The organism is Neisseria sp. Marseille-Q2251 (assembly GCF_940793045.1).
In the GTDB taxonomy this organism is placed as follows: domain Bacteria; phylum Pseudomonadota; class Gammaproteobacteria; order Burkholderiales; family Neisseriaceae; genus Neisseria.
The window spans coordinates 1-21,768 of the sequence record NZ_CALNWV010000041.1 but is presented as its reverse complement, the minus strand read 5'-3'; the positions used below and the strand labels follow the sequence as shown (position 1 = coordinate 21,768).

Genomic DNA, 21,768 nt, shown 5'->3' with positions numbered 1-21,768 from the left:
GTCTTGGGTCAGTTGTGTGTAGCTCATGGCAATCTTTCTTGCAGGAAAGGCCGTATGCTACCGCATATTGGCCTTTTTCTGTTATGGAAAGTTGCACTTCAAATCCGAATCCGCCGTCGTCTGAAAATTAGGTGATGGGGTTTCAGACGACCTTTTTGCAACTGTAACCTTGTTTGCCGTATCACATATACCACTTATCCGAATACTTTTTCCGTCATTCCCGCCCCCGCCTACGCGAGGACAGGCTACGGCGGGAATCCATCGTAAAACTTGTGAAACCTTGATTTGAAAAACAGTTTCTGAATTTCAAAAATGGATTCCCGCCGTAGCCTGTCCTCGCGTAGGCGGGGGCGAGAATGACGGCAAGCGGTAAGTTGTGTGTCAAAAATAATATCGTACATAAGGGCGTTGGCAACGCCGTATCATTGCAATTTTAATCTACTTCAGAAAACGCCCGTTTCGTCATCTTTACCCCACCTGTGTGGGAATAACGAAACGGGCGTTTTTGAATGGATTTTTTCTGCGCCGCTGTCTTAGGCAAAATTTACGCCACGAAATCCAAACCTATGTCTAACGAGCGGCTGCTGTGGGTCAGATAGCCGAGGGCGATGCCGTCCACGCCGGTTTGTGCTACGCGCTTCAGGCGGTCGAAGCCGATGCCGCCCGATGCTTCGCAATAGATGGTGTGGGGGTGGGCGGCTTGCGTGTGGCAGCGGTTTGCCGCTTCTTTCAGGGTTTCGTCGTCCATGTTGTCCAGCAAAATCCGTTCTGCGCCCGCTGTGATGGCTTCGTCCAGTTGTGCCAGCGTGTCCACTTCGATTTCCACGCAGGTCAATGCTCCGACCGCCTGTTTTGCCTGACGAACGGCTTGGGCGATGCTGTCGCAATAGGCGAGGTGGTTGTCTTTGATGAGCACGGCGTCGTCCAAACCCATGCGGTGGTTTGTGCCGCCGCCCGCCCTGACGGCGTATTTTTGCAGGACGCGCAGCAGGGGGATGGTTTTGCGGCTGCACACGATGTCTGTACCGTATTCGGCGACTTCGGCGACGGCACGCGCGGTGGCGGTGGCGATGCCGCTCAAGTGCGTGAGGTAGTTGAGAGCGGTGCGTTCGGCGGCGAGCAGCGCGCGGGCGTTGCCTTCGACGGCGGCAAGCGTCTGACCTGCGCGGACGGCTTGTCCGTCTCGGTTTTCGGCTTGGAAGCGGACGGACGGATCCATCGTCTGAAAGGCGAGGCGTGCCAAGTCCATGCCGGCGATAACGCCGTCTTCGCGGCTGACGAGGAAGAGTTTGGCGGTTTTATCGGGCGCGATAACGGCGGCGGACGTAATGTCGCCGCGCCTGCCCAAATCTTCGCTCAAGGCTTGTTCCACCATGGGGCGTAACAGGGTGTCGGGCAGGGGGAAGAGGGTGTTTTCAGACGACATGGGGTTTCCTTTGTTGAAAAAGATTGATGTTGCACCGATGGGGCAAAACTTCATGTTATAGTGGATTAACTTTAAACCAGTAGGGCGTTGCCTCGCCTTAGCTCAAAGAGAACGATTCTCTAAGGTGCTGAAGCACCAAGTGAATCGGTTCCGTACTGTCTGTACTGTCTGCGGCTTCGTCGCCCTGTCCTGATTTTTGTTAATCCACTATAGGTCGTCTGAAAACGGGCTAACGGCTGCCCAGCGGCAGTCCGATGTCCGAAATCAGCCTGTCGGGCAGGACGTCGTCGAGGAAGCGGTAAAGCTGCGCGGGACGGCCTTTGCTGCCCGATACGCCGGTATCCGACGGCTCGATGAGGTTTTGCTGCTGAATCTGGCGGCGGAAGTTTTGTTTGTGCAGCAATCTGCCGCTGATGGCTTCGACGCTGTTTTGCAGTTGCAGCAGCGTGAATTCGGGCGGCATCAGTTCGAAAATCACGGGGCGGTATTTGATTTTGGCGCGCAGGCGGGACAGGGCGGTTGCCAACACGCGGCGGTGGTCGTGGCGCATGGGCTGCCCCGTGAGCGCGAAGTCGAAGTTTGCCTGCGGCTCGGCGGCTTCCGCTATCAGACCGCTTTCAAACAGCATTTCATAGCGTTGCAAAACGTATTCTTCCGACCAGTTTTCCGGCTCGACCCCCCAACACAAATGAATGCGCTTGAGCCGCTTTTGGCGGACTTCCTCCGTGTCCGCCGAGTTTGCCCAAATGCGCAGGCGGCTGACAATGGCGTCGCGCTGCCCGCCGTCGGTACGCAAATCTTCCCACGGGAAATAGCCGTAGCAGTCCTGCCATTTCGCATCCGGATGCAGGATGCTGTCGGCTGCCTCGTGCACCAGCCCCAAATAGCTGACGTACAAGACGGGCATGCCGTGTTCGTTGCGGCGGTGGGTATCGACAAAGGTGTAAAGCTGTTCCACATAGCCCATAGGCTGCGAAGTCTGCTTGGCGACCCACAGTTTCACGCCCGCCTGCAGGGAATTGCGCAGGGGGGAAAGCGGGCCGTTGGGCAGGAGCGTGCCTTGGGCGACGGTCAATACCCGCAGGCCGCCGTCGGTAACGGCAATCAATACGGGAACCAGCTCGACGATGCTTTGCAGCGGGGCTTCGGCTTCGGGGTAGGCGTCCATGCTCGGCTTTCTGCGGGTGGGAAAGGCTTTATTGTAAACCAAAGCGGTTTGTCGGAACGAAGTGGGTCGGTTTTGCGGTATCTCAAACCTGTTTTCAGACGACCTTGCATATTATACTCAAGTTGAGCATAATATAAAAACAGTTTGAAAAACAGACGGCAAACCTTCATGCCGCCTCAAAAACCAGCTACAAGGAAACATCATGCAAACCGCCGCCCGCCGCTCGTTCGATTACGATATGCCACTCATCCAGACGCCGACTTCCGCCTGCCAAATCCGTCAGGCGTGGGCGAAGGTTGCCGACACGCCCGACCGCGAGACGGCAGGTCGTCTGAAAGACGAAATCAAGACTTTGCTGAAGGAGAAAAACGCGGTCTTGGTGGCGCATTATTACGTCGATCCGCTGATTCAGGATTTGGCTTTGGAAACGGGCGGATGCGTGGGCGATTCGCTGGAGATGGCGCGCTTCGGCGCGGAACACGAAGCCGGTACACTGGTGGTGGCGGGCGTACGCTTCATGGGCGAGAGCGCGAAAATCCTCTGCCCTGAGAAAACGGTGCTGATGCCTGATTTGGAGGCGGAATGTTCTTTGGATTTGGGTTGCCCGGAAGAGGCGTTTTCAGCGTTTTGCGACCAACACCCCGACCGCACGGTGGTAGTGTACGCCAACACTTCCGCCGCCGTGAAAGCACGTGCCGACTGGGTGGTAACGTCTTCGGTGGCGTTGGAAATCGTGTCGTATCTGAAATCGCGCGGCGAGAAGCTGATTTGGGGACCCGACCGCCATCTCGGCGACTACATCCGCCGCGAAACGGGCGCGGATATGCTGTTGTGGCAGGGTTCGTGCATCGTTCATAACGAATTCAAAGGGCAGGAACTGGCGGCGTTGAAGGCGGAGCATCCCGACGCTGTGGTGCTGGTTCATCCCGAATCGCCGCAAAGCGTCATCGAACTGGGCGACGTGGTCGGCTCGACCAGCAAACTGCTCAAAGCCGCCGTATCGCGCCCTGAAAAAAAATTCATCGTGGCGACCGACTTGGGCATCCTGCACGAAATGCAAAAGCAGGCGCCTGACAAAGAATTTATCGCCGCACCGACGGCGGGCAACGGCGGAAGCTGCAAAAGCTGCGCATTCTGCCCGTGGATGGCGATGAATTCGCTGGGCGGCATCAAATACGCCCTGACAAGCGGACACAACGAAATCCTGTTGGACAGGAAGCTGGGCGAAGCCGCCAAACTGCCTTTGCAGCGTATGCTCGACTTCGCAGCAGGGCTGAAGAAAAAAGATGTGTTCAACGGCATGGGTCCCGCCTGATTTGCCGTCCATATTGCCGTTTCAGACGACCTCTCAAACAAGGACAACACCATGCAAACCGATTGCGACGTATTGATTGCCGGAAACGGGCTGGCGGCACTGACGCTCGCCCTGTCGCTGCCTGAATCGTTCCGCACCGTCATTTTGTGCAAAAACCGGTTGGACGACACCGCCAGCCGTCATGCGCAAGGCGGGATTGCGGCGGCGTGGTCGGGAGAGGACGACATCGAAAAACACGTTGCCGATACTTTGGAAGCGGGCGCAGGTTTGTGCAACGAAGCCGCCGTCCGTGCCATCCTGTCGCAGGGCAAACCGGCAATCGAATGGCTGCTGGCGCAGGGCGTGGCGTTCGACCGGACTCATAACGACCTGCACCTGACGCGCGAAGGCGGGCATACCTGCCGCCGAATCGCCCACGTTGCTGACTACACGGGCGAAGCCGTCATGCAGAGCCTGATTGCCCAAATACGCTGCCGCCCGAACATCCGCGTTTACGAGCGGCAGATGGCGTTGGACATTCAAACCGAATCAGGCGCGGCGTGCGGACTGACCGTCCTCGACTGCCGAACGCAAGAAATCTATTGCATCCGCGCCCGCCATACCGTACTCGCGGGCGGCGGCTTGGGACAGATTTACGCCGCCACCACCACGCCGCCCGAATGCACGGGCGACGCCATCGCCATGGCGATACGCGCAGGCTGCGCAGTCGAAAACCTCGAATTTATCCAATTCCACCCCACAGGCTTGGCAAGGTCGTCTGAAAACGGCCGCACCTTCCTGATTTCCGAAGCCGTGCGCGGCGAAGGCGGCATTCTGACCAACCAAGCGGGTGAACGGTTTATGCCGCATTACGACCGCCGCGCCGAACTCGCGCCGCGCGACATCGTTGCCCGCGCCATCGCCGCCGAAATCGCCAAACAAACGCAAGATTTCGTCTCGCTCGACATCAGCCATCAACCCGCAGAGTTCGTCCGTCAGCATTTCCCGTCCATCCATCGGCACTGTTTATCCCAATGCGGTTTGGACATCACGCGCCAAGCCATCCCCGTCCGCCCCGTGCAACACTATACCTGCGGCGGCATCCAAACCGACCCCTGCGGCAGAACTTCCCTGCCGCAGCTCTACGCCTTAGGCGAAACCGCCTGCACAGGATTGCACGGAGCCAACCGCCTCGCCAGCAACTCCCTACTCGAATGCGTCGTGACTGCCAGACTTGCCGCCCAAACCATCGCAGACGGACAAGCGTTCCAAACCGCACCGTCCCAAAGGTCGTCTGAAAACCCCTCCGCCGAAGCAGACATCTTTTCAGACGACCTCCAAAACACATTCAGCCGCCCCGTCCTGCAAGCGTTCAACCAACGCCATTTGGGCATCCTCCGCAACGATACCGGCCTGAGCCGCGCCATCGCCCAACTGCGACTTTGGAAGCAAAACCAAGCCGAACCGCACACCGCGTCCGAATACGAAAACCGCAACCTGCTCGAATGCAGCCTCGCCGTCGCCCAAGCCGCATACGGAAGGCGGCAAAACATCGGCGCGCATTTCAATACCGATTTGACAGAGTGTGTCGATTGGAAAAAGCAGGCGGCAGGCTGAAGGGTAGGGCTGCGCGGGGGTTTGGGATATTCCTGTGAAAAATGAAGAAAGGTCGTCTGAAAGGGGATTTCAGACGACCTTTCTATTCTTCAATCATTTCTTTTTGATGAATTTTTATCTACTTACCGGCCGGACTTTAATTTACCGTTTTCAATGATAAGCAGGATGTACATCCAATTCATTTCTTTATTGGAAATGAACAGAGAAGTCATACCGGTTTTACTTGGAAAAAAGGGTAATTGACCCTGTATAATCCATTAAATATCTGGCTTTTGAGAGATATGATGCGGCGTAAAGTCATTCTGCATTTTCTAAAACAGCCTACATCAAATTTGAAAATCATCCCTACATAAAAACCTGCTAAGGTATTAAGGAATAACAACAATGAAAACTGAAAATCTCCACCAACACCCCCATCACAGTGCTCTCGTTTCAATGATTTGGAACATCGCTAACGGTCTGCGCGGGACTTACCGTCCGCCGCAATACCGCCGTGTGATGCTGCCTTTGATTGTGCTTGCCCGCTTTGATGCGATTTTGAGCAAACATACAGATGCAATGAAGGCTTTATTTGATGAGAACCAAAAGAAAGCTGAAACAGCCCGTCTCCCGCAAGTGTTACTAGATAAAAAGCTTACTGAAATTGTCGGTAAAGACCGTAAGCAAAAGCTGTATAACATCAGCGGTTTCAACCTTGCCCGCCTGTTGGATGACCCAGATCATATCCGCGCGAATTTAATCCACTACATCAACGGTTTTTCAGCCAAAGCCAAAGATATTTTTGACAAGTTTGAATTTGAAAAAGAAATCGACAAGCTGGATGAAGCCAATCGTCTGTATAAAGTCCTGCAAACCTTTGTCGGCGATTTGCAGTCGCACGGACTAACGTTGTCGCCGGATGTCATTTCAAACACGCAAATGGGCTATTTGTTTGAAGAATTGATTCGCAAGTTTAACGAGCAGGCCAATGAAGAAGCCGGGGACCACTTTACCCCGCGCGAAGTCATCCGCCTGATGGTCAATATCGCCTTTGCAGAAGACCATCAAGAATTGTCCAAACCCAGAGTGTACCGTGAAATTTATGACCCGACCTGCGGTACGGGCGGCATGCTTTCTGAATCTGAAAAAGCCTTGAAAGGATTCAATCAAACAATCTATCTGGGCTTATACGGGCAAGAATATAACAACGAATCCTATGCCATCTGTTGCGCCGATTTACTGATTAAAGACGAACCCGCCGAAAACATCATTTTCGGCGATACCTTGGGGGTAAAAAACGCCAAAGACAAAGGAAATGGCTTTACCCCGCATGACGGGCATCCAAGCAAACGCTTTGATTATATGTTCGCGAATCCGCCATTTGGCGTGGAATGGAAAATCCAAGAAGATTACGTCAAAGAAGAATACGCAGAGAAAGGCTTCAATGGCCGTTTCGGCGCAGGTTTACCGCGTATCAACGACGGCTCGCTACTCTTTTTGCAGCACATGATAAGCAAAATGAAGCAGCCTGAAAAAGACGATCAAGGCTCGCGCATCGCCGTGGTATTTAACGGCTCGCCGCTGTTTACCGGCGATGCAGGTAGCGGCGAAAGCAATATCCGCCGTTATGCGATTGAAAACGACATGCTTGAAGCCGTTATCGCTTTGCCGGATCAAATGTTCTACAACACCGGTATTTATACTTACATTTGGATTTTATCGAACAAGAAAAGCGCGAAACGGCAAGGCAAAGTACAGTTGATTAACGCCACGCAGTATTATCAAAAAATGCAAAAATCGCTCGGCAACAAGCGCAACGAATTGTCAGAAAAGCATATCGCCGACATTACCAAACTGTATGCCAATTTTGCCGAAACCAAAGACAGCAAGATTTTCAACAACCAAGATTTCGCCTATTTGAAAATCACGGTAGAACGCCCCTTGCGCCTGAATTTCCAAGCAAGCGCAAAACGCATTGAAAAACTGTGGGAACAAACCGCCTTTGCGAATTTAGCGAAAAGCAAAAAAATCAAAGACGAAACGCAAATCAAAGCCGATGAAGAGCGTGGCGAAGCGCAACAACAAGCCATTATTGACGCATTGAGCGGATTGGATGACACACTTTATACAAACCGCAACGCCTTTTTAAAAGTATTGAATCCGGCATTAAAAGCCTTGGATTTCATCATCGGCGCACCGCTGAAAAAAACCATTTTGGACGCATTGAGCGAGCGCGACCCAACTGCTGATATTTGCACAGACAGCAAAGGCAATAAAGAAGCCGATTCACAACTGCGCGATACCGAACTTGTGCCGATGCCGTCTGAAATCCTATTCCCATTAAGTTTGGGCTATGACAACGAAACAAATTTGGACAAATTATTGACTGTACTCCGTCCGACGATAGAAGCCTATATGCAAGCCGAAGTCTTGCCGCATGTGCCTGATGCGTGGGTGGATGAGGGCAAAACCAAGCTCGGCTTTGAAATTCCGATAAACCGCCATTTTTATGAATACCAGCCGCCGCGTGATTTAGCCATTATCAAAGCCGAAATCAACGCCTTGGAGCAGGAAATCATACAAATGCTCGGCAATTTGCAATAACAGGTGGACGGGATTTTTCTGAAATGCACGCAATACCATCGTAGGGTAAGCAGAAACTTCCCCGCGACGCTATTAAAAACGAGATTAAAAATGAACAGATACGAAACCTATAAAGACAGCGGTATTTCTTGGTTGGGGGAAGTGCCGGATCATTGGGAAGTGAAAAGGTTAAAATTTTTAGCAAGAATTCAAAATGGTGCCGATTATAAACATGTTGAAACAAATGATGGTTATCCCGTTATTGGTTCTGGCGGTCAATTCGCTTATGCAAATAGTTACTTATATGACGGTGAGTCCGTTCTATTGGGAAGAAAAGGTACTATTGATAAACCACTTTACGTAAATGGTAAATTTTGGACTGTTGATACAATGTATTACACCGAAATTTTAAAAAATACCTACCCAAAGTATCTTTACTATTTAACGCTAACTATTGATTTTGGAAGATATTCAACTCAAACGGCTTTACCAAGTATGACTCAAACAGCTTTAAATAATTTAGTTTTTGCAGTTCCCCATTATAAAGAACAAACCGCCATCGCCCACTATCTAGACGCCAAGCTTGGCGAAATCGATGCGCTGATTGGCAAGCAGCAAACCCTGCTCGAAAAGCTCGCGGAACAGCGCACCGCCGTGATTACCCATGCTGTAACCAAAGGCTTAAACCCCGCAGCCGCGATGAAAAACAGTGGTGTGGAATGGTTGGGGGATGTGCCGGCGCATTGGGATGTTTCTCCCTTTAAATTAGTAATGAACTCAATTATTGATTATCGTGGAAAAACTCCCGAAAAAACAAATAGTGGGGTATTCCTAATAACAGCAAGAAATATTAAAAATGGAATAATTGACTATACACTTTCACAAGAATTTATTGATGAAGATAACTATGAAGAAGTTATGAGACGAGGTTTGCCTAAATTAGGACAAGTCTTAATGACCACAGAAGCACCATTAGGTGAGGTTGCTCAAATTGACCGAACTGATGTTGCATTGGCTCAACGAGTATTAAAATTTGATGGTAAAAAAGATAAACTTGATAATAGATTTTTAAAATATTTTATTTTGTCAAAAGCGTTTCAAGCTAGCCTTTATAAATTTGCAACTGGTTCTACTGCACTTGGAATAAAATCGGAAAGATTAAGCTATCTAAAATCGTTACTTCCCCCCGTAACCGAACAATCCGCCATTGCCAATTACCTAGACCAAGAAACCGCCAAAATCGACCGCTTGTGCGATACGGTCAATCAAACCATAGGTCGTCTGAAAGAATACCGCACCGCGCTGATTACTCAGGCGGTAACGGGGAAAATAAAAGTAACCGATGAATAAAGGGCATGGGTGGATTCAAGCCTACCTTGCAATCAATAAAATGGGAGCAAACGGATGCATACCGAACCATACTTTGAAAATGAAATCGAGCACAGCCTATTAACGGAAGGCGGTTATCAACAGGGCTTTGCAAAAGATTATGAAAAATCGACCGCACTTTTTCCTGCCGATGCCGTGGCATTTATTCAGACGACCCAACCGAAACTATGGGCGTATTTGGAAATGTCGCGTAAAGATAAGGCGAAAGACGAGCTGATCAAAGCGTTAAATCAAGAATTGAACATTAAAGGCAGCCTGCATGTGCTGCGCAATGGTTTCCGTGTGGCAAACCGTACGGCAAAAATGGCATATTTCGCCCCCAATTCCACTTTAAATGAAACCACGCAGCAGCAATACGATGCCAATATCGTCAAAATTACCCGCCAAGTGATTACCGAATGTAACGAGCGGATTGATATGGTATTGTCGGTAAACGGTATTCCTGTTATCACCATCGAATTAAAAAACGAAATGTCGGCAACCGGCTGGACGGTGGAAGATGCGATGCGCCAATACCGTCAAGATCGGAATCCGCAGGGCAAATTATTTGAATTTAAAAAACGTGCGTTGGTGCATTTTGCGGTGGATACGCAAGAAGTGCATATGACCACCAAGCTGGAAGGCGAGGGTACGCGCTTTTTGCCGTTTAACCGCGGTTTTAATGATGGCAAAGGCAATCCGCCGGTTGAAAACGATGTGCGCACGGCGTATTTGTGGCGCGAGGTGTTGCTTAAAGACAGCTTAATGGAATTGATTGGGCGCTTTTTGCATTTGAGCCGTGAAGAACGAAAAGTCCGCCTGAATTCGGGTTTCCGCTATATCACAACCGAGAGTATGATTTTTCCGCGTTTCCATCAGCTTGATGCGGTAAGAAAATTGATCGCCCACACTAAAGCGCACGGCGCGGGCAGAAATTATCTGATTCAGCATTCGGCAGGCTCCGGCAAGTCCAATACGATTGCTTGGCTGGCGCATCATTTGGCTTCTTTGCATAATGCCGCCGATGAAAAAATCTTTAACTCGGTGATTATCGTTACCGACCGCGTGGTGTTGGACAGACAGTTGCAAGAAACGGTGGCGCAATTTGAGCAAACCGATGGCGTGGTGCAGAAAATTGATAGGGATACCCACCAGCTTACCGCCGCGCTAGCGGCAAATGTGCCGATTATCATCACGACGATTCAAAAATTCCCTTATGTGATGCACAGTATCCAAACCAAAGCAAAACATGGCGAACACATTTCGCTTGATACCGAAGGCAAACGCTTTGCGGTCATCGTGGATGAAGCGCACAGTTCGCAAACGGGCGAGACGGCAAGCGAGTTGCGCCAGGTGTTGAACAAAAGCGGGATTGAAGCGGCAATTGCGGCTGAGTTTTTAGATTTGGAAGATGACGAGCTGCCTGAAGATATTGAAACGCAAAAAAATATCCTGCGCGAACAATTCAAACGCAGCCGCCAAGATAATTTAAGCTTTTTTGCTTTCACCGCTACGCCAAAATGGAAAACGTTGGCGTTGTTTGACGAACCGAACGAGCAAGGCAAAACGCCGTTTCATAGCTACACCATGAAACAGGCAATTGAAGAAGGCTTTATTTTGGATGTGTTGGCAAACTATACGACCTATAAACAATATTTCCGTTTATTGTGTACTGCTGATAGCAGTATTGAGCTTCCGAAACATAAAGCCAAAAAAGAGCTGATGCGTTTTGTGAATTTACATCCGAGCGTAATCAGTCAAAAGGTGGAAATCATTATCGAGCATTTTCAGTCGGTTACTCGCCATAAGATTGGCGGCTATGCTAAAGCGATGGTGGTTACGGGTTCGCGTGAAGCTGCGGTACGCTATAAATTGGCATTTGATGAGTATATTGCCGAAAAAGGGTATGAAGGGATCAAATCACTGGTGGCATTTTCAGGCAAAGTAATTCTGCCGGAACAAACCGAAAAAGAATATTCCGAACCCGGCATGAATGGCGGCATTAAGGAAACGGAGTTGCCGGAACAGTTTGACAGCGATAATTATCAAGTGCTTTTGGTGGCGGATAAATATCAAACCGGTTTTGACCAGCCGTTGTTGCATACCATGTTTGTCGATAAAGTGCTGTCGGGTGTGCAGGCGGTGCAGACGCTGTCTCGTTTAAACCGTACGGCAAAAGGCAAGGAAGATACGTTTGTACTGGATTTCGTCAATGACCGTGAAGACATTTATGCTGCTTTCAAACCGTATTATCAACGGACAGAGTTGGGCAAGATTCCGGATGATGAGAAGTTGGCAAGTTTAGGCAATACACTGGATGAATGGAAGATTTATACACAAAGTGATATTGATGAGTTTGCCGGTGTTTGGTTCGGCGGCGGTACTACACCAACCCATAGCGAACATAAAAAGCTCAATGCGATCATCGATAAAGCGATTGAAAAATATCTGCATATTTCAGACGACCCCGAGCATAATGAAGAACAGCAAAAGCTCTTTAAAAGCCAGTTGCAAAGTTATTTGAATCTTTATTTGTTTGTTTCGCAGATTTTGCCGTATGCCGATTCTATTCATGAGAAACGCTATGTTTATCTCAAAGCTTTGATGATGAAGCTGCCGCGCGGCAAACAAAGCGAAAAATTGGATTTGTCTAAAATGGCAATTTTGCAATATTACCGTTTGCAGCAAATCGGCGAAGGCTCAATCAAGCTGAACGAAGGCGAAGCCGAACCGCAAAAAGGCTCAACGGACGTAGGTACGGGACAAGTCAGCCTGACCGAAGAGCTGGATAAGCTGATTAAAGAGTTAAATGAAACATTTACAACCGAGTTTACATTGGCAGATCAGCTATTTTTTGAGTCTATTGAAAAATTTGCGCGCGAAAATCCGGATATTGTCGATGCAGCCAATAACAATCCTTTGCCATCTTTCATGAATTATTTCAATACACAGGTTGATGATTTGTTGATCGGATTGTTTGAGCAGTTTGGAGAGAGCGTTTCTAAAGTTTTGAATAATCCTCAAATCAAAAACAAAGTCTGCCGCCGATTGGCGAAGCAGATTTATGATAATGTCCATTTGGAAAAATAGTATGTTTTAAGGTCGTCTGAAAAGACGGCTTTATTTTCTGAGGAATGTTTGCTATTCATGAAGTTTCATTTTACTTTTCAGACGATCTTCTTCCAAATCCGAACAAATCAATCCATTCCATCTATTTCCCCTCTAAATATCATCCGTGCAAGCAACAATCGGTGCAATCGGTTAAAATGGGTCGTCTGAAATTTGTTTGACCGAATTGAGAAAACCATGTCCCAACAATACGTCTATTCTATGCTGCGCGTGAGCAAGGTTGTGCCGCCGCAGAAAACCATCATTAAAGATATTTCCCTCTCCTTTTTCCCCGGCGCGAAAATCGGTTTGCTCGGTTTGAACGGCGCGGGCAAGTCCACCGTGCTGCGGATTATGGCGGGTGTAGATAAGGAATTTGAGGGCGAAGCCGTGCCGATGGGCGGCATCAAAATCGGCTATCTGCCGCAAGAGCCGGAGCTTGATCCTGAGAAAACCGTGCGCGAGGAAGTGGAAAGCGGTTTGGGCGAAGTGGCTGCGGCGCAGAAACGTTTGGAAGAAGTGTATGCCGAGTATGCCAATCCTGATGCGGATTTTGACGCGCTGGCGGAAGAACAGGGTCGCTTGGAAGCGATTATTGCGGCAGGTTCGTCCACGGGCGGCGGTGCGGAACACGAATTGGAAATCGCCGCCGATGCGCTGCGCCTGCCGGAATGGGATGCCAAAATCGGCAATCTGTCCGGCGGTGAAAAACGCCGCGTCGCCTTGTGCAAACTCTTGTTGAGCAAGCCGGATATGCTGCTGTTGGACGAGCCGACCAACCACTTGGACGCTGAATCGGTTGAATGGCTGGAGCAATTCTTGGTGCGCTTCCCCGGCACGGTGGTCGCGGTAACGCACGACCGCTACTTCCTCGACAACGCCGCCGAATGGATTTTGGAACTCGACCGCGGCCACGGTATTCCGTGGAAAGGCAATTACTCGTCTTGGCTGGAGCAGAAAGAAAAACGCTTGGAAAACGAGGCGAAATCCGAAGCCGCGCGCGTGAAAGCGATGAAGCAGGAATTGGAATGGGTGCGCCAAAATGCCAAAGGCCGCCAAGCCAAGTCCAAAGCGCGTTTGGCACGTTTTGAAGAAATGAGCAACTACGAATACCAAAAACGCAATGAAACGCAGGAAATCTTCATTCCCGTCGCCGAGCGTTTGGGTAACGAAGTGATTGAATTTGTGAATGTTTCCAAATCGTTTGGCGACAAAGTGCTGATTGACGATTTGAGCTTCAAAGTACCTGCGGGCGCGATTGTCGGCATCATCGGCCCGAACGGCGCGGGTAAATCGACACTGTTTAAAATGATTGCGGGCAAAGAGCAGCCCGATTCCGGCGAAGTGAAAATCGGGCAAACCGTGAAAATGAGCCTGATTGACCAAAGCCGCGAAGGTTTGCAAAACGACAAAACCGTGTTCGACAACATCGCCGAAGGCCGCGACATTTTGCAGGTCGGGCAGTTTGAAATCCCCGCCCGCCAATATTTGGGTCGTTTCAACTTTAAAGGCAGCGACCAAAGCAAAATCGCTGGACAGCTTTCCGGCGGCGAACGCGGGCGTTTGCACTTGGCAAAAACCTTGTTGAGCGGCGGCAACGTCTTGCTGCTGGACGAACCGTCCAACGACCTCGACGTGGAAACCCTGCGCGCGCTGGAAGACGCATTGCTGGAATTTGCCGGTAGCGTAATGGTGATTTCGCATGACCGCTGGTTCCTCGACCGCATAGCCACGCATATTCTGGCGTGCGAAGGCGATTCGAAATGGGTGTTCTTCGACGGCAACTATCAGGAATACGAAGCCGATAAGAAACGCCGTTTGGGCGAAGAGGGCGCGAAACCGAAACGGATTAAATATAAACCGGTAACGCGTTGATAGGAAAATAAGAAAACGTCGTCTGAAAACTTGAAAAAGGGTTTTCAGACGACGTTTTTGTTAAGCAGGGATTGTTCGGGCGTTGTTTGTCTAACGGGTTGATTCATAATATATAACGCCTGCTGAGGCAGAGAATAGGTCGTCTGAAAACGTGTGGTGCTTGTTTTCAGACGACCTTTTTGTATGCAGTCCGTTATTTTTGCTTACGCAGTTGCGGGTGGTTTTTCAGATTGTCCAAGAGGATGTCAATCATACGCGGTGCGGTTTGGGCAAGGTCGAAACTTTTGTCGGACGAGAGCCAACGCCAAATCAGACCGTCCAGCATCGATTTGATGAAGATAACCGCCATGTCGGTATCCAAATCTTCGGATAAGGCATGTTGGGCAATGGATTTGGTCAGGACTTCGGTAATTTTCTCGCGCCAAATCGCTTGATGTTTATCCGCAATGTTGATGACGGCGGCGTTCTGCTCGGTGTGTTCGCATTTTAAAAACAGGATGCTGTGGAATTTATAGTGGATGTCGTTGGTTTGCAGGCGTGTGAAAAAGTGCATCAAGGTACGGCGGAAAAGCGGCCACTCTTGTTCATCGCTATCGGTCGCGTCCTGCTGCATGCAGTTTTCGATGTCGTCGCAAATGCGCTGGAAGAGGGCGTCGAACAAGTCTTCTTTGTTTTTGAAATGCCAATACAACGCGCCGCGCGTCACGCCGGCGGCCTGGGCGATTTCGTTGAGCGAAGTGCGCGCGATGCCTTTTTGGTAGAAGGGTTCCAGCGCGGCGAGCATGAGATGTTCTTTGGTTTTAAGGGCTTCGGTTTTGGTTTTCCGCATGATGCCTGTTTCAAGTTAAGTGGAATGTTGGGGATTATAAAAAATACTTTGTATCCATGCAAGCATGTATGTATAATGACTCCTGTAATTGAGATTGGCTCTCAAATATAAACTCTTTTTTCAGACGACCTGCTTCAGATATTGAAGCAGGCGATTGTTGTTTTCGGAACCAAAAATCGGCTCTGATAACAAAGTATATAGTGAAACTTCATAACAATTATCTAGATAGGAAAATCAATGATTTTTGATGCTTCTAAGGTGATGCGCATGGCGGCAATCGCTGCCGCTACTGCGTTGGCTCTCTCAGCGTGTAACAAAGGCACCGATGCGACGCAAGGTGCAAAAGATGGAAAAGGGCAGCAGGCAGCTGCACAAAAAGAAGCTCCGCCCCCTGTGGTCGGTGTCGTTACCGTCCATCCTGAAACCGTCGCGCTGACGACCGAGCTGCCGGGTCGGTTGGAGTCGCTGCGTACCGCGGATGTCCGCGCCCAAGTCGGCGGTATCATCCAAAAACGCCTGTTTCAAGAGGGCAGCTATGTCCGCGCCGGACAGCCGCTTTACCAAATCGATAGTTCCACCTATGAAGCAAATCTGGAAAGCTCGCGCGCCCAGTTGGCAAGCGCGCAGGCAACCCTTGCCAAAGCCAATGCCGACTTGGCGCGTTACAAACCACTGGTTGCCGCCGATGCCATCAGCAAACAGGACTACGATGCGGCGGTAACGGCGAAACGTTCCGCCGAAGCAAGCGTCAAAGCAGCGCAAGCGGCAATCAAATCTGCCGGTATCAATCTGAACAGGGCGCGCATTACTGCGCCGATTTCCGGTTTCATCGGTCAGTCTAAGGTGTCCGAAGGTACACTGTTGAACGCGGGCGATACGACCGTACTGGCGACTATCCGTCAAACCAATCCTATGTATGTGAACATTACTCAATCCGCGACCGAAGTGATGAAGCTGCGCCAACAGGTTGCCGAGGGCAAATTGTCGGGCGTGGACGGCGCGATTGAAGTGGGTATCAAGTTCGACAACGGCGAAGTTTATCCGCATAAAGGCCGTTTGCTGTTCTCCGATCCGTCTGTTAACGAAACAACCGGACAAATCACGCTGCGCGCGTCAGTGCCGAACGACAAAAATATCCTGATGCCCGGTCTTTATGTGCGAGTCCTGATGGATCAGGTAGCTGTTGCTAATGCCTTTGTCGTACCGCAGCAGGCAGTAACGCGCGGTACGAAAGATACTGTAACGATTGTGAACGCCAAAGGCGAAATGGAGTCGCGCGAGGTAACAGTCGCTCGGCAGCAGGGAACCAACTGGATTATCACTGCGGGTCTGAACGACGGCGACAAAGTCGTTGTGGACGGCACCAGCATCGCCGCCATGATGGGTGCGAAAAAGGTTACGCCTAAAGAATGGACGCCTGCCGGAAGTGCTGCAGAAGCCGTGCCCAAAGCTGCTTCCGAAGTGAAGAAAGACGCTCAGACGACCTCTGAAGCCAAACCGGCATCCGCAGCTAAATAAGGAAGGCATCAATGGCTAAGTTTTTTATCGACCGCCCCATCTTTGCATGGGTCATTGCGATTTTTATTATCGCAGCGGGTGTTATCGGCATTAGGAGTTTGCCGGTTTCCCAATATCCGTCCGTTGCCGCTCCGACCATTACGCTGACCGCTACTTATCCGGGCGCGTCCGCGCAGGTGATGGAAGACAGCGTGCTTGCCGTTATTGAACGCAATATGAACGGTGTGGAAGGTTTGGACTACATGAGCACTTCCGCCGACTCCAGCGGCAGAGGCAGCGTAAGTTTGACGTTTACGCCTGAAACCAATGAGGATCTGGCGCAGGTGGATGTGCAGAACAAACTCTCCGAAGTATTGAGCAATCTGCCTGCTACCGTGCAGCAATATGGTGTTACCGTATCGAAAGCGCGTTCCAACTTCCTGATGATTGTAATGCTTTCGTCAGACGTACAGTCCACCGAGGAAATGAACGACTACGCACAGCGCAATATCGTTCCCGAGTTGCAGCGTATCGACGGTGTAGGCTCGGTACGGTTGTTCGGTGCGCAACGCGCCATGCGCATTTGGATTGATCCGAAAAAACTGCAAAACTACAACCTGTCGTTTTCTGCGGTAACCAACGCGCTTGCAACACAAAACATCCAAATTTCAGCGGGTTCTATCGGTTCTCTGCCTGCTGTGCCGGGACAGACCATTTCGGCGACCGTTACGGCGCAAGGTCAATTGAGTACGGCTGAAGAGTTCGGCAACATCATTTTGGTATCCAATACCGACGGCTCGAATGTCTATCTGAAAGATGTGGCGAAAGTCAGCTTGGGTATGGAAGACTATTCTTCTTCCACCCGCCTGAACGGTGTGAACACCACCGGTATGGCGGTGATGTTGTCCAACAGCGGTAATGCTTTGGCAACCGCCACCGCAGTGAAGGAAAAAATGGCGACCCTGCAAAAATACTTCCCGCAGGGTATGAGCTGGAAAACGCCTTACGATACTTCCAAATTCGTCGATATTTCGATTGAGAAAGTGATCCATACGCTTTTGGAAGCCATTGTATTGGTATTTTTGGTGATGTTCCTATTCCTGCAAAACATCCGCTATACGCTGATTCCGACTATTGTCGTGCCGATTTCGCTGTTGGGCGGTTTTGCCTTCATCTCTTATATGGGCATGTCGATTAACGTATTGACCATGTTTGCGATGGTATTGGTCATCGGTATCGTGGTCGACGATGCGATTGTGGTCGTTGAAAACGTCGAGCGTATTATGGCGACGGAAGGTTTGCCGCCTAAAGCCGCGACCAAAAAAGCGATGGGTCAGATTTCCGGCGCGGTGGTCGGTATTACCGCCGTCCTGATTTCCGTATTTGTGCCTTTGGCAATGTTCAGCGGTGCAACCGGTAATATTTATAAACAGTTCGCTTTAACCATGGCGGCATCGATTGCATTCTCCGCATTCCTTGCACTGACGCTGACGCCGGCATTGTGCGCCACCATGCTCAAGCCGATTCAGAAGGGGCATCACGAAGAGAAAAAAGGTTTCTTCGGCTGGTTCAATAAAAAATTTGATAGCTGGACACACGGTTATGAAGGCTGGGTTGCCAAAGTGTTGCGTAAGACTTTGCGCATGATGGTTGTTTACATCGGTTTGGCGGCTGTCGGCGTATTCCTGTTTATGCGCTTGCCGACTTCTTTCTTGCCGACCGAAGACCAAGGCTTCGTCATGGTCAGCGTGCAACTGCCCGCGGGTGCGACCAAAGAGCGTACCGATGCGACATTGGCGCAAGTTACCCAGTTGGCGAAAAGCATTCCTGAAATTGAAAATATCATTACTGTTTCCGGTTTCAGCTTTTCGGGCAGCGGTCAAAATATGGCTATGGGTTTTGCCATACTTAAAGACTGGAATGAGCGTAAAACTCCGGGCAGCGATGCAACGTCTATTTCAAACAAGCTGACTGGTATGATGATGGGTACGCTTAAAGACGGTTTCGGTATCGCTATTACGCCTCCTCCAATTATGGAGTTGGGTAACGGCTCGGGTCTGACCATCAACCTGCAAGACCGCAACAATACCGGTCATGCCGCATTGCTGGCGAAGCGCAACGAATTGATCGGCAAAATGCGCGAAAGCGGTCTGTTTGACCCGAGCACCGTCCGTGCCAGCGGTCTGGAGGATGCGCCGCAATTGAAAATCGACATCGACCGGGCCGCTGCTGCCGCACAGGGCATTTCGTTCTCAGACATCCGAACGACCCTGGCTTCCTCTTTGGGTTCGTCTTATGTCAACGACTTCCCGAACCAGGGTCGTCTGCAACGCGTGATGGTTCAGGCTGATGCTTCTGCTCGTATGCAGCCGTCCGACATCCTGAATTTGACTGTGCCCAACAGTTCCGGTGTCGCTGTCCCGCTTTCTACCATTGCTACTGTTTCCTGGCAGACAGGTACGGAACAAAGCGTCCGCTTCAACGGCTATCCCTCTATGGAACTTTCCGGCTCTCCGGCTACCGGTGTTTCATCCGGCCAAGCAATGGCTGCGGTACAGCAAATGGTTGACGAAATGGGCGGCGGTTACAGCCTAGAATGGGGCGGTCAGTCGCGCGAAGAAGCCAAAGGCAGTTCGCAAACCTTGATTTTGTACGGCTTGGCGATTGCTTCTGTATTCTTGGTGCTTGCCGCGCTTTATGAAAGCTGGTCTATCCCGCTGGCAGTTATCCTCGTGATTCCGTTGGGTTTGATTGGCGCGGCATTGGGTGTTACCGGGCGTAATACGTTTGAAGCTCTGTTGGGCAGTATCCCCTCGTTTACCAATGATATTTACTTCCAAGTCGGCTTTGTAACCGTAATGGGCTTGAGTGCGAAAAACGCGATTTTGATTATCGAGTTTGCCAAAGACCTGCAAGCGCAAGGCAAGAGCGCACTGGAAGCCGCGCTGGAAGCCGCACGCCTGCGTTTCCGTCCGATTATTATGACTTCGTTTGCCTTCATTTTGGGCGTGGTTCCGCTGTATATTGCCAGCGGTGCCAGCTCAGCCAGCCAGCGTGCCATCGGTACGACTGTGTTCTGGGGTATGTTGATCGGTACGATTTTGTCCGTGTTCCTTGTGCCGCTCTTTTATGTCATCGTGCGCAAATTCTTTAAGGAAAGCGCGCACGAACATGAAATGGCCGTGAAACACGCTGCCGAAGCAGGCATGATTTCCCACGAAGATCAAAATACGGACAACAAGCACTAGCAAAAAGGTCGTCTGAAACCCGAAATACGGTTTCAGACGACCCCAAGGAATCCTTATGAACAAAATGACATTCAAAACGGTATTGAGTACCGTCGCCGCAGCCGTCGCGCTGTCCGCCTGTACCATGATCCCGAAATATGAACAACCGCAGGTCGAAGTTGCCGAAACTTTCAAATACGACACCTTCGACGACGGCATCCGCGCCGCCGACTTGGGCTGGCAGGACTTCTTTGCCGACCCGCGCCTGCACCGCCTTATCGACATCGCGTTGGAACGCAATACCGACCTGCGCACCGCCGCGCTGAACGCCGAAATCTACCGCAAACAATACATGATTGTCCGAAACGACCTGCTGCCGAGCATAAACGCCAGCGGTACCGGTACGCGGACAGGCAGCTTGAGTGGCGGCGTTACCCGCAGCGAATACAGTGTCGGTTTGGGCGCGGCAGCGTACGAGCTGGACCTTTTCGGACGCGTCCGCAGCAACAGCCAAGCCGCATTGCAAGGTTATTTCAGCGTAGCCGCGAACCGCGATGCTGCCCACCTTGCCCTGATTGCCGCCGTTGCCAAAGCCCATTTCAACGAGCTGTACGCCCAAGAATCAATGGCATTGGCGCAGCGTGTACTCAAAACCCGCGAAACCACCTACAAACTTTCCCAAATGCGCCACAAAGCAGGCGTGATTTCCGCCGTCGATTTGCGTCAACAGGAAGCCCTGATTGAATCCGCCAAAGCCGATTACGCGAACGCCGTCAAAAACCGCGAACAAGCCCGCAATGCCTTGGCGACCCTGATTAACCACCCCCTGCCGGAAGACCTGCCTGCCGCGCTGCCTTTGAGCAAACAGTTCAAAATCACCCGTCTGCCTGCCGGCTTGAGTTCCGAAGTTCTGCTCAACCGTCCCGACATCCGCGCCGCAGAACACTCGCTCAAACAAGCCAATGCCAACATCGGCGCAGCGCGTGCCGCCTTCTTCCCCACCATCAGCCTGACCGGATCGGTCGGTACAGCGTCCGGCGAGTTGAGCGGCCTCTTCAAGAGCGGTACAGGCATCTGGTCGTTCGCCCCCTCCATTACCCTGCCGATTTTCAACTGGGGTAGCAATAAAGCGAATCTTGACGTAGCCACGCTGCGTAAAGAGGCGCAAATCGTCGCGTACGAAGCCGCCGTCCAAGCCGCTTTCCAAGACGTATCCAACGCCTTGGTCGCACGCGAGCAACTCGACAAGAGCTACGCCGCGCTAAACAAACAAAGCCGCGCCTACAACGATACCTTACGTCTCATCAATCTGCGCTACAAACACGGCGTATCCAACGCCCTCGACCTGCTTGACGCAGAACGCAGCAGCTATGGCGCAGAAACCGCGTTGCTTGCCAACCAGCTCACCCGCCTCGAAAACCTCGCCGACCTCTATAAAGCACTCGGGGGCGGTTTGAAACGCGAAACCGTTGGCCAGTCAGCCGCGCAGCAGTAAGACTGTTTGAAATAAGCGGCATTAAAAACGTCGTCTGAAAACCGGATATCCGGTTTGAACTGCACCCCAAAAGTTGGACACATCCCCTCCAACTCACAAGGTGCAGTTTTTTTATGACCAAATATACATTACACTTCAAATACCAAACCGTACTCCACTACCTGCATATACGCAACCAACAGCGTACCGCAGACCACTACGGCATCTCCCGAACCCACCTGCGACGATGGATACGCGCCTATCAAGAAGGCGGCATCGGCGCACTTGAACATCCCCAGTCCAAAACCATGCCCCAACACCGC

13 protein-coding genes are annotated in these 21,768 nt (G+C 51.0%); 10 read left to right on the top strand and 3 right to left on the bottom strand.

Annotation, left to right across the window (positions count from 1 at the left end):
• Positions 1-544 precede the first annotated feature (544 nt).
• Complete coding sequence (nadC, locus tag AAG834_RS11465) at positions 545-1,426, bottom strand: carboxylating nicotinate-nucleotide diphosphorylase (RefSeq protein WP_342032198.1); 882 nt, start codon at positions 1,424-1,426, stop codon at positions 545-547.
• Between the two features lie 229 nt (positions 1,427-1,655).
• Positions 1,656-2,594, bottom strand: coding sequence for an NUDIX hydrolase (locus AAG834_RS11460; RefSeq protein WP_342032197.1), 939 nt, complete (start codon positions 2,592-2,594; stop codon positions 1,656-1,658).
• Between the two features lie 202 nt (positions 2,595-2,796).
• Between AAG834_RS11460 and nadA the strand changes: the two genes are divergently transcribed.
• The 6 genes from nadA (at position 2,797) to ettA (ending at position 14,418) form a co-directional block, all read left to right on the top strand.
• Entirely contained in the window at positions 2,797-3,909 is a 1,113-nt protein-coding gene (gene nadA / locus AAG834_RS11455; protein ID WP_342032196.1) for a quinolinate synthase NadA, read from the top strand.
• A gap of 51 nt (positions 3,910-3,960) precedes the next feature.
• The gene (nadB, locus tag AAG834_RS11450) at positions 3,961-5,505 is read left to right on the top strand and encodes an L-aspartate oxidase (protein ID WP_342032195.1); all 1,545 of its coding nucleotides are present in this window, start codon (positions 3,961-3,963) and stop codon (positions 5,503-5,505) included.
• A gap of 384 nt (positions 5,506-5,889) precedes the next feature.
• Complete coding sequence (locus tag AAG834_RS11445) at positions 5,890-8,088, top strand: type I restriction-modification system subunit M (protein ID WP_315338750.1); 2,199 nt, start codon at positions 5,890-5,892, stop codon at positions 8,086-8,088.
• Between the two features lie 90 nt (positions 8,089-8,178).
• Positions 8,179-9,417 (top strand): restriction endonuclease subunit S, encoded by a 1,239-nt coding sequence (locus AAG834_RS11440; RefSeq protein ID WP_193618152.1) that lies wholly within the window; start codon positions 8,179-8,181, stop codon positions 9,415-9,417.
• 54 nt (positions 9,418-9,471) lie between these two features.
• Positions 9,472-12,525 (top strand): type I restriction endonuclease subunit R, encoded by a 3,054-nt coding sequence (locus AAG834_RS11435; protein WP_342032194.1) that lies wholly within the window; start codon positions 9,472-9,474, stop codon positions 12,523-12,525.
• A 216-nt stretch (positions 12,526-12,741) separates the two neighbouring features.
• Positions 12,742-14,418: an energy-dependent translational throttle protein EttA gene (gene ettA / locus AAG834_RS11430; RefSeq protein ID WP_003756559.1), complete on the top strand. Its 1,677-nt coding sequence runs from the start codon at positions 12,742-12,744 to the stop codon at positions 14,416-14,418.
• Positions 14,419-14,611: 193 nt separating this feature from the next.
• Here the strand turns inward: ettA and mtrR are convergent, their stop codons facing one another.
• Positions 14,612-15,247, bottom strand: coding sequence for a multidrug efflux system transcriptional repressor MtrR (gene mtrR, locus AAG834_RS11425; RefSeq protein ID WP_342032193.1), 636 nt, complete (start codon positions 15,245-15,247; stop codon positions 14,612-14,614).
• Between the two features lie 237 nt (positions 15,248-15,484).
• Here mtrR and AAG834_RS11420 point away from each other — a divergent pair, with 237 nt between their 5' ends.
• The 4 genes from AAG834_RS11420 to AAG834_RS11405 all read left to right on the top strand — a co-directional run.
• On the top strand, positions 15,485-16,765 hold the full coding sequence (locus tag AAG834_RS11420) for an efflux RND transporter periplasmic adaptor subunit (RefSeq protein ID WP_342032192.1): 1,281 nt from the start codon (positions 15,485-15,487) through the stop codon (positions 16,763-16,765).
• A gap of 11 nt (positions 16,766-16,776) precedes the next feature.
• Positions 16,777-19,992, top strand: coding sequence for an efflux RND transporter permease subunit (locus AAG834_RS11415; RefSeq protein WP_342032191.1), 3,216 nt, complete (start codon positions 16,777-16,779; stop codon positions 19,990-19,992).
• Between the two features lie 55 nt (positions 19,993-20,047).
• A complete protein-coding gene (locus tag AAG834_RS11410; protein WP_342032190.1) occupies positions 20,048-21,466 on the top strand; it encodes an efflux transporter outer membrane subunit in 1,419 nt (472 codons plus the stop codon).
• A 113-nt stretch (positions 21,467-21,579) separates the two neighbouring features.
• Positions 21,580-21,768 (top strand): helix-turn-helix domain-containing protein (locus AAG834_RS11405; RefSeq protein WP_342032189.1); only part of this gene is annotated, 189 nt, incomplete at its 3' end.